The 15,537-nt window shown below is 43.3% G+C and carries 14 protein-coding genes and 1 tRNA gene; 14 read left to right on the plus strand and 1 reads right to left on the minus strand.

The features are described from left to right. The first annotated feature begins 72 nt into the window (after positions 1–72). The 3 genes from argS to BLP87_RS03885 all read left to right on the plus strand — a co-directional run bounded on the left by argS (position 73) and on the right by BLP87_RS03885 (position 4,889). A complete protein-coding gene (argS, locus tag BLP87_RS03875; protein WP_074461535.1) occupies positions 73–1,842 on the plus strand; it encodes an arginine--tRNA ligase in 1,770 nt (589 codons plus the stop codon). A 116-nt stretch (positions 1,843–1,958) separates the two neighbouring features. Beyond that, on the plus strand, positions 1,959–3,314 hold the full coding sequence (locus tag BLP87_RS03880; protein WP_074461536.1) for an MATE family efflux transporter: 1,356 nt from the start codon (positions 1,959–1,961) through the stop codon (positions 3,312–3,314). 774 nt (positions 3,315–4,088) lie between these two features. Beyond that, positions 4,089–4,889, plus strand: coding sequence for a hypothetical protein (locus BLP87_RS03885; protein WP_074461537.1), 801 nt, complete (start codon positions 4,089–4,091; stop codon positions 4,887–4,889). Between the two features lie 60 nt (positions 4,890–4,949). On the opposite strand, the gene BLP87_RS03890 is transcribed toward BLP87_RS03885, so the two are convergent. Next, positions 4,950–5,023 (minus strand) — tRNA-Met (locus BLP87_RS03890). Positions 5,024–5,181: 158 nt separating this feature from the next. Here BLP87_RS03890 and BLP87_RS03895 point away from each other — a divergent pair. The 11 genes from BLP87_RS03895 (at position 5,182) to rlmB (ending at position 15,537) form a co-directional block, all read left to right on the plus strand. Continuing rightward, positions 5,182–6,489: an alpha-amylase family glycosyl hydrolase gene (locus tag BLP87_RS03895; RefSeq protein ID WP_074461538.1), complete on the plus strand. Its 1,308-nt coding sequence runs from the start codon at positions 5,182–5,184 to the stop codon at positions 6,487–6,489. Between the two features lie 140 nt (positions 6,490–6,629). Further along, positions 6,630–8,477 carry an EAL domain-containing protein gene (locus tag BLP87_RS03900; RefSeq protein WP_176756599.1) on the plus strand — a complete coding sequence of 616 codons (1,848 nt, stop codon included), beginning with the start codon at positions 6,630–6,632 and terminating at the stop codon, positions 8,475–8,477. Next, positions 8,461–9,018 carry a GNAT family N-acetyltransferase gene (locus tag BLP87_RS03905; protein WP_074461540.1) on the plus strand — a complete coding sequence of 186 codons (558 nt, stop codon included), beginning with the start codon at positions 8,461–8,463 and terminating at the stop codon, positions 9,016–9,018. Before BLP87_RS03900 ends, BLP87_RS03905 begins: the two co-directional genes overlap by 17 nt. A gap of 172 nt (positions 9,019–9,190) precedes the next feature. Next, positions 9,191–9,709: a CarD family transcriptional regulator gene (locus tag BLP87_RS03910; RefSeq protein ID WP_074461541.1), complete on the plus strand. Its 519-nt coding sequence runs from the start codon at positions 9,191–9,193 to the stop codon at positions 9,707–9,709. Positions 9,710–9,919: 210 nt separating this feature from the next. Then, positions 9,920–11,125, plus strand: a complete 1,206-nt coding sequence (locus BLP87_RS03915; RefSeq protein WP_074461542.1) for an alanyl-tRNA editing protein — start codon at positions 9,920–9,922, stop codon at positions 11,123–11,125. 22 nt (positions 11,126–11,147) lie between these two features. After that, entirely contained in the window at positions 11,148–11,864 is a 717-nt protein-coding gene (locus BLP87_RS03920) for an AzlC family ABC transporter permease (RefSeq protein WP_074461543.1), read from the plus strand. Next, positions 11,857–12,159: an AzlD domain-containing protein gene (locus BLP87_RS03925; RefSeq protein ID WP_074461544.1), complete on the plus strand. Its 303-nt coding sequence runs from the start codon at positions 11,857–11,859 to the stop codon at positions 12,157–12,159. The genes BLP87_RS03920 and BLP87_RS03925 overlap by 8 nt, the downstream gene beginning before the upstream one ends. A gap of 58 nt (positions 12,160–12,217) precedes the next feature. Then, the gene (gene ispF / locus BLP87_RS03930; RefSeq protein WP_074461545.1) at positions 12,218–12,766 is read left to right on the plus strand and encodes a 2-C-methyl-D-erythritol 2,4-cyclodiphosphate synthase; all 549 of its coding nucleotides are present in this window, start codon (positions 12,218–12,220) and stop codon (positions 12,764–12,766) included. An 82-nt stretch (positions 12,767–12,848) separates the two neighbouring features. Next, positions 12,849–14,270, plus strand: a complete 1,422-nt coding sequence (gene cysS / locus BLP87_RS03935; RefSeq protein WP_074461546.1) for a cysteine--tRNA ligase — start codon at positions 12,849–12,851, stop codon at positions 14,268–14,270. Continuing rightward, entirely contained in the window at positions 14,255–14,695 is a 441-nt protein-coding gene (locus BLP87_RS03940; RefSeq protein ID WP_074461547.1) for a Mini-ribonuclease 3, read from the plus strand. Before cysS ends, BLP87_RS03940 begins: the two co-directional genes overlap by 16 nt. Before the next feature lie 92 nt (positions 14,696–14,787). Further along, positions 14,788–15,537 (plus strand): 23S rRNA (guanosine(2251)-2'-O)-methyltransferase RlmB, encoded by a 750-nt coding sequence (gene rlmB / locus BLP87_RS03945; RefSeq protein ID WP_143002088.1) that lies wholly within the window; start codon positions 14,788–14,790, stop codon positions 15,535–15,537.

The following is a 15,537-nucleotide window of genomic DNA, read 5'->3' on the forward strand; positions in this document are numbered from 1 at the left end:
GTAATCTGAAGAAATATCGTATCGGTGTTTCTTTTCACGGAAATAAAAAGCTTTTAGAAAGAAGGTTTTGATTTGGATAAAGTATTAGAGATTATTTCAAAGGAAGTCGGAGACGCGTTTGAGAAGGCGGGATATGACAGGGAACTCGGAAGGGTTACCATTTCTAACAGACCCGATCTGTGCGAGTATCAGTGTAACGGTGCCATGGCAGGTGCCAAGAAGTACGGCAAGGCGCCGTTTATGATCGCTGACGATGTTGCTGCAAATCTTGCGGGAAATGAGATGTTTGAAAAGGTTGAGTCTGTTAAAACCGGATTTCTTAATATCATCGTGAGCGGTGATTTTGCAAGAAGTTACATCGTAAAGATGCTTCACGAGAAGCACATGGGCGTCACAATGCCGGGGCATGAGCCTACATATATCATTGATTACGGCGGACCTAACGTTGCGAAGCCTCTTCACGTGGGACATCTTCGTTCAGCCGTTATCGGAGAGAGTATTAAGAGGATTCTCAGATATACAGGAAACAAGATCATCGGTGACGTGCATCTCGGCGACTGGGGACTTCAGATGGGACTTGTTATCACAGGTCTCAAGGAGAGAAAACCCGATCTTTGCTACTTTGATCCTGATTATAAGGGCGCTTATCCCAAGGAGGCACCGTTTACAGTGTCAGAGCTTGAGGAGATCTATCCCGCAGCCAGCAAGAAGTCCAAGGAAGACGAGGAGTTCAAGGCTGCAGCTATGGAAGCAACCAAGCTTTTACAGGATGGATACAAGCCTTACAGAGCTCTTTGGCATCACATTTTGAATGTTTCTGTAGAAGATCTTAAAAAGAACTACAACAAGCTCGGAGTTTCTTTTGACCTCTGGAAAGGAGAGTCTGACGCTCACGTAGCTATCCCGGATATGGTCGAGTATATGAAGAGCAAGGGATATGCCCATGAGAGCCAGGGTGCGCTTGTAGTCGATGTTGCAGAGGAGACGGATACAAAAGAGATTCCGCCTTGCATGATTCTTAAGTCAGACGGAGCTTCATTGTACAACACAACCGATCTTGCGACTATCAGACAGCGTATGGACGAGGTTCATCCTCAGGGAATCATCTATGTTGTAGATAAGAGACAGGAGCTTTATTTTACTCAGGTTTTCCGTTGTGCGAGAAAGACAAAGCTTGTTATGCCTGAGACAGAGCTTCATTTCGTCGGATTTGGAACAATGAACGGCGCTGACGGCAAGCCTTTCAAGACAAGAGAGGGCGGCGTAATGCGTCTTGAGAATCTCATCGCAGAGATTGATGAGAAGATGTTTGCAAGGATCAAGGAGGGCAATCCCGAGATTTCTGACGAGGAGGCAAAAGATACAGCGCACAAGGTTGCCGTATCTGCCATCAAGTACGGAGACCTCTCAAACCAGCCTTCAAAAGATTATATATTCGATATTGATAAATTCACTTCTTTCGAGGGAGATACAGGTCCGTACATCCTTTATACAATGGTACGTATCAAGTCTATCCTCAAGAAGTTCGAGGAAGCAGGCGGAAACGTAAAGGATGCAAAGCTTGGCAATCCCGACAGCGATGCTATGAAGAGCCTCATGCTTCTTCTTACAAGATTCGCCGATTCCGTTGAAAGTGCCGCAAAAGACCTTTCACCTAACAGAATCTGTGCATATATTTACGACCTCAGCAATGCATTCAACAGCTTCTATCACGGAACCAGAATCCTTGCAGAGACGGATGAGTATAAGAAAGAGAGCTACATTGCTCTTTTGGCAATCACGCTTAAAATCTTGGAAACAGGAATCGATTTATTGGGATTCTCTGCACCGGAGAGAATGTGAGTGATATATGGAATGAGTAAACAAAGTTTTGTGCTTGCATAAAAAATTTGTTTATGAAATGAATATTGCGGAGTAATCCGCATATCGCGGAAATGCGAAGATTTATGAGAAAAAATATGAGTAAACAAATATCCGAATCTAATCATATGTTCAGCAACAGGAAGCTTTTTCTGTTGCTGATTCCTATTATAGCTGAACAATTCCTTACTTCCCTTATGGGCATGGCGGATTCCATGATGGTAAGTACCGTCGGACCTGCCGCTCTTTCGGGAGTGTCGCTTGTTGATGCCGTAAATCTTCTTGTTGTTCAGGCATTTAATGCTATGGCGACAGGCGGCGTAATAATATGCTCCAATTACATAGGACAGAAGAATATCAAAAAGGCCAATGATTCGGCGCGTCAGGTGCTTTTGGTCTCGCTTTCGATATCTCTTTTTATGACAATTCTGGGACTTGTTTTTAGGACAGGGCTTCTAAGGCTTATATTCGGAGAAGTTGATGCGGATGTCATGAGAGCTTCGCAGATTTATTTTCTTTTGACCATAATCTCTTATCCGTTTGTATCGCTTGCAGCGGCGTGCAGCGCAATTTTCAGAGCTCAGGCCAACACAAAGCTTCCCATGAAGATTGCGATTCTTTCGAACGCGCTTAATGTTGCGGGAAATGCGATACTTATTTATGCATTTGGTATGGGAGTTGCCGGAGCTGCGACATCTACGCTTGTTTCAAGGGTGTTTAATGCCGTTGTGCTTTTGGTGCTTCTTAGAAGTGAAAAGAATGAGATTTCTGTGCGGGATTATCTTAAAATTCGTCCCCATAAGCACAGCGTCAGGAAGATTCTTGCCATGGGCGTTCCGAACGGTATCGAGAACTCGATGTTCCAGTTTGGGCGACTTGCGATACAATCGTCTGTTTCAACGCTTGGAACAATAACCATTGCGGCGCAGTCGATGACGGTTATCCTTGAAAATGTCAATGGTGTGGCCGGAGTCGGCGTTGGAATCGGCCTCATGACTATAGTCGGACAGTGTCTCGGTGCCGGCAAGAAAGACGAAGCTGTCTTTTATACCAAGAAGATGCTCAAATGGGGATATATTGCGATACTTACAAGCTGTCTCATTGCATATGCGATCGCGCGCCCTGTCACCTTGCTGGCCGGGATGCCTGCAGAGAGCGCGAGGCAGTGCATTTACATGATGGGCTGGATTACAATAATCAAACCGCTTATCTGGGCGCCTTCATTTGTTACGGCTTACGGCATGAGAGCTGCAGGAGATGTGAAATTCTCAATGATCGTATCGACTCTTACCATGTGGCTTTGCAGAGTTTCGCTTGCAACCTATCTTATTCGCGTTGCACATATCGGCGCTATGGGCGTCTGGATTGGTATGTTCTGCGACTGGGGAATAAGAGCGGTTATATTTACGATAAGATTTATGAGCAAGAAATGGATTCATAAGGTTGTAGAGTGAGGAAGGGTAGCGGATGCAGAGCTGTGATGGGCGGCATAAGACCGGCTTATAAGCATAAAGTTGGTTTATTATGCGCCGAAAACGTTGGCTTATGTGCATGGAGTGGAATTATTAGTGTTAGTGTGATTACACTTGTTAGTATATTTGTTTTATGCTAGAATGATTTTTGCTTTTTTGAATTGTTTGATTACTCGGGCGCCTGTTCCGGCGCCTGTATCTTGAAGCATCCGTTCGGATGAATGTTCCCGGTAGAGAGGAAATATAACTTAACGGCATACGGTGGGAGATGCTCTTGTTTTATTAGGCGTATGACCTATGAGAGTAAAAATGAGTAAAAAGGTCATGAGCAAACTTTGAAAACAGGGGTTTATGAAAGCAGGTACATGACCCGTGGAGGCGAAAATGGCCAAAAAGGTCATGAGCAAGGCTTGAGAACATAGGCTTTTGAAAGGAGGTACATGACCCGTGGAGGCGAAAACGGCCAAAAAGGTCATGAGCAGGCTTTTAAAACATAGGCTTTTGAAGGAAAGTACATGACCCGCGAGAGCAAAAACGGCCAAAAAGGTCATGAGCAAGGCTTGAGAACATAGGCTTTTGAAAGAAGGTACATGACCCGTGAGAGGAAAAACGGCCAAAAAGGTCATGTGCCGAGCTCAAAACACAGTTTTTGGAATTAAAGAGTCAGCATCAAAGAAACATCAAAGCTGCATCAAAGCCACATTAAAGAAACAACAAAGAAGCACCACAAAACCATCAAAGAAAGGAAACTGAAACATGGACAAATTGATCAAACTTATGGAGAATCGGGCAAAGGTATTACGAAATGGTATTAAGATTGCAGAAAGAGATAAAAAGACATTTCCTGAGGGGCATCTGAGGATAAGCAGAACCAATAATCAGATACGCTACTATGAAGCGGCGGATGGCCCTACACCGGATGAAAAATACATTTCGGTGAAAAACATGAAGCTGATCAGGAGACTTGCGCAGAAAACATATAATAAAACGTTTTTGAGAAATGCCAAGAATGAGCTTGAGGATATAGAAAAGCTGCTAAAAGTTTTTAATAAGGCTGATGCGGATTCATGTTTTACTAATTTATCTTCTGACAGACAAAATCTTATTGTTCCATATATCATACCGGATCATCTATATGCCAAAGAGTGGCAGTCACAAAATTTCCAATCAAATTCATATATGCCTGAAAATATTAAATATGATACTCGAAGAGGAGAAAAAGTCAGATCGAAATCAGAAGCGATACTGGCGGATATAATGTTTGAACTTGGGATTCCGTACCATTATGAAAAGCCATTGATAATAAGCGGAGGAATAGTCAGATACCCTGACTTTACCATGCTTAATGTTAAGACGCGGGAAGAAATCTATATGGAACATTTTGGCCTTCTTGATGATGACGAATATAGAAGAGCGAGCCTTAATAAACTTGATGATTACAGAAGAAGCGGTATCTATCCCGGAAAGAATCTTATATTTACATACGAAACAGATGATAGTCCTCTGGATATCAAAGGAATAAAAGAAATGCTCAAAGAACTTTTATGTGAAGCATAAGAGCTCTTTGAACATTTCCTGTTAAACAAAAAAATCCCTCAACCATGCGGTTGAGGGAAGTAGCGAGAGGGGGATTCGAACCCTCGACACCGCGGGTATGAACCGCGTGCTCTAGCCAACTGAGCTATCTCGCCATCTGTGTGTTTCAGCTGTTTGTCACAGCCGACTTAGATAATATACATCGTAGGTGGGCCCGTTGTCAACACGTATTTTTCAAATTTGAATAAAAAATTACAGCAAATCGGTATATAATATAAATATGAATTTAATCCCGTTTATTAAGGAGGCTGTTATGTGGGCATATGAAACTTCTTTCTACCAGATATATCCGCTTGGTTTCTGTGGCGCACCCTATGAGAATGACGGAAAACTTGAGCACAGGATACTTAAAGTCATAGATTGGATTCCACATCTAAAAAAACTTGGAATAGGAGCGGTTTTGTTTAATCCTGTCTTCGAGTCGGACACTCACGGTTACAACACCAGAGATTACAAAAAGATAGATGTGCGGCTTGGGACAAACGAGGATTTTGCCAAAGTCTGCAAAGCGCTGCACGAAGAAGGCATAAGAGTGATATTGGACGGAGTTTTCAATCACGCCGGAAGAGGCTTTTTTGGCTTCGCCGATGTCTGCGAAAAGAAATGGGAATCCGCCTACAAGGACTGGTTTAATATAAACTTTGACGGAAACAGCAACTACAACGATGGGCTGTGGTACGAGGGTTGGGAAGGCAACTACGACCTTGTGAAATTCAATCTTAAAAACCCGCAGGTCACGGACTACCTTTTGGAGAGCATTCGCACCTGGGTAAAAGAATTTGATATAGACGGCCTGAGACTTGATGTTGCTTATTGCCTCGATCAGGACTTTATAAGGACGCTCAGGCGAGAAACGACGGCGCTCAAGCAGGATTTTTATCTTACGGGTGAGATGATCGGCGGTGATTATAACAGGATCATGGGCGACGATCTGTGTCACAGCGCCACCAACTACGAGTGTTACAAGGGAATGCACTCCGCGCTTAACAGTATGAATCTGTTTGAAATCGTTCACTCCCTGCTTCGACAGTTTGGACCCGAGAATTGGACTTTGTACAGAGGAAGGCATCTTCAGTCGTTTGTTGACAATCATGATGTCAGCAGGATTGCAAGTGTTCTGAAACGTCCGGAGCATCTGAAGCTGATTTATACGCTTATGTTTGGTATGCCGGGAATCCCCACGATCTATTACGGAAGTGAATGGGGAGAGAAGGCGGATAAATCAATGGGTGATCCGGCGCTAAGGCCAAGCTTTGAAAAACCGCAGTGGAACGAGCTTACTGATCATATTGCAAAGCTGTGCAAGGCTAAAGCGGAATCGCAGGCGCTTAACTACGGAGATTTCACATCCCTTCTTCTTACAAACAGACAGTGCATTTTCAGGCGCGCGTGCGATAAGGGGCGCGTTCTTACTGTGATCAATGCGGACGAAGCGTCTTTCCATGCTGATTTTAACGCTGAGGCGGGATGCGGTATAGATCTTATAACCGGCAAAAAAATAGATTTTGGCGGAGGGCTCGATATTCCTCCATACACTTCATACTTAATAGAACTTGAATAACAAACAGGCAAACTTTTTTGATGGTAGCGGCACTATAATCCAATATATACAAGCGCAAAAATAAATATTATAATTAAAACATGGAAATACGTACACTTATTATTGCAATTTTAGTTCTTGGAATTTTGATGCTAATCTATATGAGAAAGAGCATACTACAGCTTTCCACGACTCGTATGTTCTGTCTCTTCTTAGTGTTGTCTGCTTTAAATATAGTTGTTGAGATGGTCGAATACGGCGCTTTCGTTTATCCCGATGAGTCAAATCTGTGGCTGCAGGGCATTTCAAGAGGACTGTATCTGATAACGTTACTTGTCACGGTCTTTTCGCTTTGTATTTACACTTATTCAAGATTTACCATAAAGAGAGGTGTTCCTGTAAAAAATGCAGTTCTGTCCGCGATTCCGGCGGCGCTGGGATTTCTTCTCATTATCCTTTCGAAAGTCTTGTTTGGAGGAACGTCAAGCGACATCCTCCTGACTATTTGCTATATTATCGGCATGTTATACTCGATTGCGTCGGTGGTTCTGGCTTGTGCATATAACGGAAGGACGAAGCGAGAAATTCTTTCTGCAATCGTGGTGTCACATCTTGTATGGTGCGCGATGTTTATTTTCCAGATCATCAGGAAAGGCACGCAGGTTTCATCCGTAGCGATCACGGCTTCGGCACTTATCATTTACATTTTTGTCGAAAATCCCAAAGATTATTATGAAAAAAGCATTCCGGGTGTAAGGAACAAAGATGCTTTTATAGCAATGCTTGCAGAGCGCTTTGCGCGGCCGAAAACGTTTTTCATAATGTCTGTTATTTTTATTGAGAAAAATATTCTTTTCACAGATTCTGCAAGAAAAGCGCTTGAAGACGAGCAGAAGAAGGTTGCAGAGTTTGCTCGCTCGGATTATCAGCTCAGTGCGTACTTGTCGAGCTGGAATACGCTTAGCTTCATGACGGGAAGAGCGGACGTCGTCGAACGTTTCATGTCCGCAATCAATCTTTATAAAGGCATCGGCGCGGGAAGTTACAGGTTTACATTTTCGGTTGTAGAGGCTCCGCGAATTGTAAAAGAGCTTGATAAGGCCATGCAGATACTTACATATGTTTCCGGAGAATATGCGTACAGCCAGTCTTCGCCAAACATTGTGATCGATGAAAATATAGTCGATAAGATGGTTTACAGAAACACGATAGAGGATGTTGTGCGCCAGGCGGTGAAGGATAAGAGCTTTGATGTATATTATCAACCGATCCTGAGCGTCAAAGAAGGCTCTTTTTCCTCGGCGGAAGCTCTTGTAAGGCTTCGCAGGCGCGACGGCGAAAAATATATCTCGCCCGAAGATTTTATCCCAATCGCGGAGAGATGCGGTCTTGTGCAGGAAATCGACGATCTTGTATTTGAGAAGGTTTGCTCTTTTATTGCAAAAGAGAATCTTATAAGCTACGGAATTAAAACGATTGAAGTCAATTTATCCGGAAATGAGGCGGTTGACGCGCATACGCATGAAAGACTTTTCAGGAAAATGGAGAAATACCACATTCCGCCTAATTATATTAACTTTGAGATCACTGATACGTCCCATATAACGGGCGATGCGACATTTAAAGAGAATTTCACGAAGATGCGCGAACAGGGATTTACCTTCTCCATGGATGATTTTGGAGTGGGAGATTCCAACATTTTGGAGCTTCTCAAATTTGATTATGTGCTGATAAAGATGGACAGAGAGTTTATATGGAATTGTCTGGATCCCGAGAATCCCGAGAAGCTGAATGTGCTCAAACATACTATTGATTTTATGAAGAAAAACGGACTTCACGTGCTTGCAGAGGGAGTTGAGACACTTGAGCAGGCAAGGATCCTCATAGATAACGGCGTTGAGTATCTGCAGGGATTCTATTATTCAAGACCCGTTCCCGAAAATGACTATATAGAATTTTTGAATGCACAAAAAGGACTGGTTCATAAAGCGGATGGTACTGCAAACTGATAGACTGTTATTACGAAAATGGGAAACCGATGACGCGGCAGATCTGTACAAGTACGCCAGCGATGAAAGGATAGGCCTTCCTGCGGGGTGGCCGCCTCATAAAGACGAAGCATACAGCAGAGCAATAATAAGAACTGTTTTTGCAAGGGACGAAGTGTATGCTATCTGCATGAAAGAACACGGAAGAACGGTGATAGGAAGCATAGGACTTACTTTGGAAGGCAGCCCCGAGCGCCCTATTGCCGAGAACGAGGCGGAACTTGGCTACTGGATAGGGTATCCTTTCTGGGGTAAAGGAATTGCGACTGAAGCGGCAAAGGAATTACTTAGACATGGCTTTGAGGATCTAAATCTTAGCCGTGTTTTTTGTGCGTATTTTGAGGGGAACGAGCGGTCAAAAAAAGTACAGGACAAGTGCGGGTTCAAACTTCATCATGTGAATCATATGACCAGAGTCGTTATGCTCGGAGAACTTAGGGTGGAATACGTGAATGTGCTTACTTTTGACGATTGGAGTAAAAAATTTAAGGCAAATGAATAAAATTTTTGTAAAGATTTTCGAACGGTATGATATTACATAAAAAACTGTATTGTGATATACTGAAAAAGGTTCGCGGATTTCTTACGTGGAATCATATATTTTTTTCTTGCTTGCTGAAAGCGCTTACATAAAGTTGTGTTGGCTTTTTTGAGAATATTGAAGGAGGAACGGAATGTTGAATGTAGGTGATTGCGTGATTTACGGTAGCCATGGATTGTGTAAGGTTCGGGATATTCTCGTTCCGGCATTTCTGGAGAAGGGAAATGAGAAGCAATATTACATGATGGTTTCCGCTGTGGATGCAGGCAGCGTTATCTATGTTCCCGTCGAAGGGGCAGAGGATAAGGTTCGCGATGTTATGAGCGCGGACGACGCCGAGGAACTTATCTGCGAGATTGAGGATGTGGATGAGCTTGATCTTCCCGATGGCAAGAAAGCTGAACCGGAGATTACCGGAATAATAAAGAGAAATATAGCCGACGAGATGATGAGTCTTGTGAAGTCGCTTCATAAGATCAAGGCTATGCGAGAGGCTGAGGGCAAGAAATTTGCCGCACTTAATGAGAAATATCTGAATATGGCTGAGAAACTTCTTTATACCGAGATGGCATTTTCGCTGAAAACAGAGAAGGAAACGATCAAGGATAGAGTGATTGAAGTGCTGTCAGGTCTTCCGCTTGAAACTATTTAATAAAAAGGTTCGATAAAGAGTCGCTTGTGAAAGATTCAACTTTTTCAAGCGACTCATTTTATATCAGAGGAAATTTCTTCCCTCTGATATAAAAAATACGCTCCGCTATGGATGCGACCGATGCGCAGATGAATTTTGTAAGCTAAGGTTTGCGCGCATCGGCGCGCAAAGAGTTGCAAAGCAACTCTTTGTTCTGATACAATACAACCTATGGGTAAAACAGTTGAACTTTATTATGAAAGTGCATATATAACTGAATTTGACGCGAATGTATTAAGCTGCAGAGAACGTGAGGACGGTAAGTTTGATGTTGTTCTTGATAAGACGGCTTTTTTCCCCGAGCAGGGCGGTCAGACTTCTGATGTGGGAGAGCTTACATCGGAAGACGGAGCAAATTTCGAGGTGTCATATACGGGAATCGGGAAGGAACCTGATTCTGGCGAAGATGAGATCTATCATGTGCTTGATAAGAGCATTGAGGCGGGCACCGGTGTTCATGGCAGGATTGATTGGGAACATCGCTTTAGCAATATGCAGCAGCACACGGGTGAACATATTTTTTCCGGAATAGTAGGTTCAAAGTACGGTTATGACAATGTCGGCTTTCATCTGAGTGATACTGAAGTTACGATGGATTATAACGGTGCGCTTGGCGCCGAGGATATAAAATTTATTGAGAAAAGCGTAAATGAAGCCATCTGGAAGAATGTAAGCGTTATCGCAAGATTTCCTTCCGAGGATGAGCTTAAGGACATTTCATATCGCAGTAAAAAAGAACTTACGGGTGCGATCCGCATTGTTGATATCGAAGGCTACGATTCATGCGCATGCTGTGCACCTCATGTTGCGAAAACAGGCGAGATAGGGCTTTTGAAAGTTGTGGGAGTCCGTAATTACAAAGGCGGAGTGAGAGTTAATATTCTGTGCGGTAAAAGGGCGCTTGAATTTCTTTTGACCGAGCATGATATCTTATCGAAGCTCGCGACAGACTTTACGACATCTTTTGACAATGTACCTTCATCCGTTGCAAAGCTTAGGGATGAAAATGCCGCATTAAAAGAAAATCTGTATGCTGAAAGAGAGAAGCTTTTGGGATATGAACTGGCGGATATAGACAAGAATCTGAAAAACGTATTTCTTTTTAAGGATGCCGATACGGATATGAACCTTATTAGGAAAACCGTCAATTTACTTGTTGCGGAGCACGAGGGATTTTGCGGAGTTTTCGCGGGAAATTCCGAAGCAGGATACAGATATATAATCGCTTCCGGAACGGCCGGTGGCGATGCGCGCACTGTTTCAGGACTTTTGAAAGAAAAGTTTGGAGCAAAGGGAGGCGGAAGCAATCAGATGGTTCAGGGTAGTCTTTCGGGCGCAAGCCGTGATGAACTGATGGATTGCTGTAATAATCTATAAGATTAAGGTGAAAAAGTTTGATATGAATGTTGGCAAATTCAGTGACTTCAGAGACGGAGTCAGGGATGCTGTCCCGATTTTTCTGGGATATATAGCTGTTTCTTTTGCATTCGGAATAGAGAGCTCCAAGATTGGAATGACGGTATTTCAGTCGGCGATGACATCTCTTCTTAATGTCACAAGTGCAGGGCAGTTTTCTGCTCTTGATATAATCGAAAAAAACGGAAGTTTTCTTGAACTTGCCGTATTACAGTTTATAATCAATTTAAGATATATGCTTATGTCTGCGGCATTATCGCAGAAACTTGATCCTAAGGTAAGTATTTTGCACAGACTTGGAATTTCATACGGCGTTACGGATGAGGTTTTCGGAGTGAGTGTCCTTAAAAAGGGCGGGCTTTATCCCATGTATTCGTACGGACTTATAACGCTTTCAGTGTTTGGTTGGGTACTTGGAACTGTTCTTGGCGCGATTGCGGGCCAGATCATGCCGCAGAGACTTATAAGTTGTTTGGGCCTTGCCATTTATGGTATGTTTATTGCAATAATCATCCCGGATACAAGAGAGGACAAAAATGTGCGTATGGTTGTCACTTTTTCGATGATCCTGAGCACGGTTTTTGCGTTTGCACCGTTTCTTAACTGTATATCTTCGGGATTTAGAATTATAATAATTACAGTGCTTGTGGCTGCCTGTGCGGCTGTGATCGCACCTGTCAGGGAGGAAGAAGATGAGTAACGTTTATGCATATATTTTTCTTATGGCAGTTGTGACCTATGCTATAAGGGCGCTGCCGCTGACTCTTATCAGAAAAGAAATAAAGAGTACGTTTATAAGATCGTTTCTTTATTATGTGCCTTATGCAACGCTTGCGGCCATGACTTTTCCGGCTATCTTATCTGCTACAAACAGCCATATTTCTGCGTTTGCGGGTTTTTGTGCGGCACTTGTACTTGCTTTTAACAAAAAGAGTCTTTTGACGGTTGCGGGGCTTGCCTGTGCTACGGCTTTTGTGGTTGAATTTTTTGTTTGATAAAAGAAGTTCGCTTTATGCGATTGGTTGTTTTTAGAATTGGATCGGAGGATATAAGATGCATATTGGAATGGGGTATGATGTACACCGCTTGGTTCCCGACAGGGATCTTATCATCGGCGGAGTAAAGATTCCTTATGAGAAAGGTCTTTTGGGACATTCTGATGCAGATGTACTGCTTCATGCGATAATGGATGCGCTTTTGGGAGCTGCGGCTCTCGGAGATATCGGTAAACACTTTCCGGATACGGATCCCAAATATAAGGGTGCCGATTCGCTTGAACTTATGAGAGAAGTTGGAAGATTGCTTGACGAAAACCGCTTTCTTATCGAGAATATTGATGCTACGATAATCGCGCAGGCGCCAAAGATGAGGCCTCATATAGATGAAATGAGACAGAATATAGCGGATGCGCTCGGAATTGAATTAAGTCAGGTGAATGTCAAGGCAACGACGGAGGAAGGACTTGGATTTACCGGAAGCGGAGAGGGAATCTCATCTCAGGCGATATGTCTTTTGACAAGTCCTATTGAGCTTCATTCAACGAATGTGACGTTCCAAACGGGAGAGGCTCCGAAGGGATGTTGCGGAGGTTGTGAGAAATAGTTGTAAGATGCCGGTCAAACGGTGATCAAAACGCTTCTGATGTTGAGATATATACTTACTTTTCCAGGGAGATATGAAATTTATGGCAAATTTTAAGTTTTACAATACACTTACAAGAACAATTCAGGATTTTGTGCCGAGAGAAGAGGGAAAGGTGTCTATGTACACCTGCGGACCTACGGTTTATCACTATGCGCACATCGGTAATATCCGCACATATATCATGCAGGATGTGCTTGTAAAGGCGCTTATGTACGCAGGCTACGATGTTAAGCGTGTTATGAATATAACTGATGTGGGACACCTGTCTTCCGATGCGGATACGGGCGAAGATAAGATGCTCGCAGGGGCAAAAAGAGAGCACAAGAGCGTTATGGAGATTGCAAAATACTACACAGACGCTTTCTTTGCTGATTTTGACGCTGTCGGAAACAAGCGCCCCGATATTGTTGAGCCTGCGACAAACTGTATTTCAGAGTTTATTCATATGGTGGAAGTTCTTCTTGAGAAGGGTTATGCCTATGTTGCCGGCGGAAATGTGTATTTCGACACAAGTAAGCTCGATGATTACTATGTCTTTTCATCCGATATCGAGAAAGAACAGCTTCAGGTAGGCGTTCGTGACGATGTTGAAGAGGATACGAATAAAAAGAACAAGACAGATTTCGTTCTCTGGTTTACAAAGTCAAAGTTTGAAGAGCAGGCGCTTAAGTGGGACAGCCCATGGGGCGTCGGATATCCCGGATGGCACATTGAGTGCTCATGCATTTCCATGAAGCATTTGGGCGAATATATCGATATTCACTGCGGTGGTGTGGACAATATTTTCCCTCATCATACAAATGAGATCGCGCAGTCTGAGAGTTATCTCGGCCACGAGTGGTGCAAATACTGGTTCCACAGCAATCACTTGAATGACAAGTCGGGAAAGATGTCAAAGTCAAAGGGTGCGATCCTTACGGTTTCCGTTCTTAAGGAAAAGGGATACGATCCGCTTGTTTACAGATTTTTCTGCTTACAGTCTCATTATCGCAAGCCTCTTGAGTTTTCTTTTGAGGCGCTTGATAACGTGACGGGAGCATTTAACAAGCTTATAAAGAAAATTGCGGAGCTCAAGGACGAGGGCAGTGTTGATAATGCTGTGGTAAAAGAGTTTGAGGATAAGTTCAGGGATGCCATCTCAAACGACCTCAACACGTCAATGGCGATCACGCTTCTCTACGATATACTTAAGGCTGATACAAATGATTCAACAAAGCTCGCTGTCGTAAAGAACTTTGATACGGTTCTTTCACTTGATCTTATCGGGCATGCGGCTGCTGTAGGGGAAGTAAAAGAAGTAGATCCCGAGCTTGAAGCTTATGTTCTTGATGCTATTGAGAAAAGAGCTGCGGCTAAGAAAGCAAAAGATTTTGCAACAGCTGATGCGATCCGCGATGAACTCCTTAAAAAGGGAGTTGAGATCAAGGATACTCGTGAGGGAGTTAAATGGCAGCTCATTTGAATGAATATCTAAATGATAAATTTGGCATAGCGGGGAAGGATATAAGGACATATTCTCCCCTTACGCTTGCTTATATCGGTGATGCGATCTTTGATGTTGTTATAAGATCGATACTTGTAAATGAAGGCAATACCGCGGTTAATAAGCTTCATAAGAAAGCAAGTGATATTGTAAAAGCCGGCACGCAGGCTGCTTTTGTAAAAGCTCTTATGGATGATCTTACCGAGGAAGAAAAAGACATTTACAGAAGAGGACGCAACTCAAAGCCTCATACAAAGGCGAAGAATGCCACAACAATGGATTATCTCGATGCTACCGGATTTGAGGCCGTTGTGGGATTTCTTTATCTTACGGACAATATGGACAGGATATGCGAGTTGGTGAAACTTGGAATTGAGAGACTGGAGCTCGATATTCTCAAGTGATGCTTTATAAAGGATATTATCGGCGCGAAAGAGTCACGAGAGACTCTATATTTGATGCGTTTTGAGATTGATATATTTTTTGAGGAATTATGATGGAAGAAAATTTTGAAAGCAGAATAATAGAGGGCAGGAATGCGGTTCTTGAGGCATTTCGTGCGGGAAAGACGATAGACAGGTTATTTGTCTTGGACGGATGCAAGGACGGTCCTGTTCAGACAATAATGCGTGAAGCAAAGAAGCACAAGGACACGGTTGTGAGCTTTGTAAAAAAAGAGAGGCTCGATCAGCTCTCGGAGACAGGAAAGCATCAGGGAGTCATTGCTTATGCGGCTTCGTATGAGTATGCTGAAGTTGAAGACATTCTCGCAAAGGCTGCGGCTAAGAATGAAGATCCTTTTGTGATAATTCTTGACGGGATTGAGGATCCGCACAATCTTGGAGCGATAATCAGAACAGCAAATCTTGCGGGTGCGCACGGCGTCATCATCCCGAAGCACAGAGCGGTAGGCCTTACGGCAACAGTTGCAAAGGCTTCTGCGGGTGCGATAAATTACACGCCTGTTGCCAAAGTTACCAATATAGTAAAGACCATCGAAGAACTCAAAGAGAAAGGGCTTTGGTTTGCCTGTGCGGATATGGGCGGAACCGAGATGTACAAGCTCAATCTTAAAGGGCCTATCGGAATTGTAATAGGAAATGAAGGAAGCGGTGTTTCGAGACTTGTTAAAGAGAACTGCGATATGATCGCGTCAATTCCCATGAAGGGTGACATTGATTCACTTAATGCTTCGGTAGCTGCAGGTGTACTTGCGTTTGAAGTGGTAAGACAGAGGCTTGGTTGA

Source organism: Butyrivibrio hungatei (assembly GCF_900101605.1).
GTDB lineage: Bacteria > Bacillota > Clostridia > Lachnospirales > Lachnospiraceae > Butyrivibrio > Butyrivibrio hungatei_B.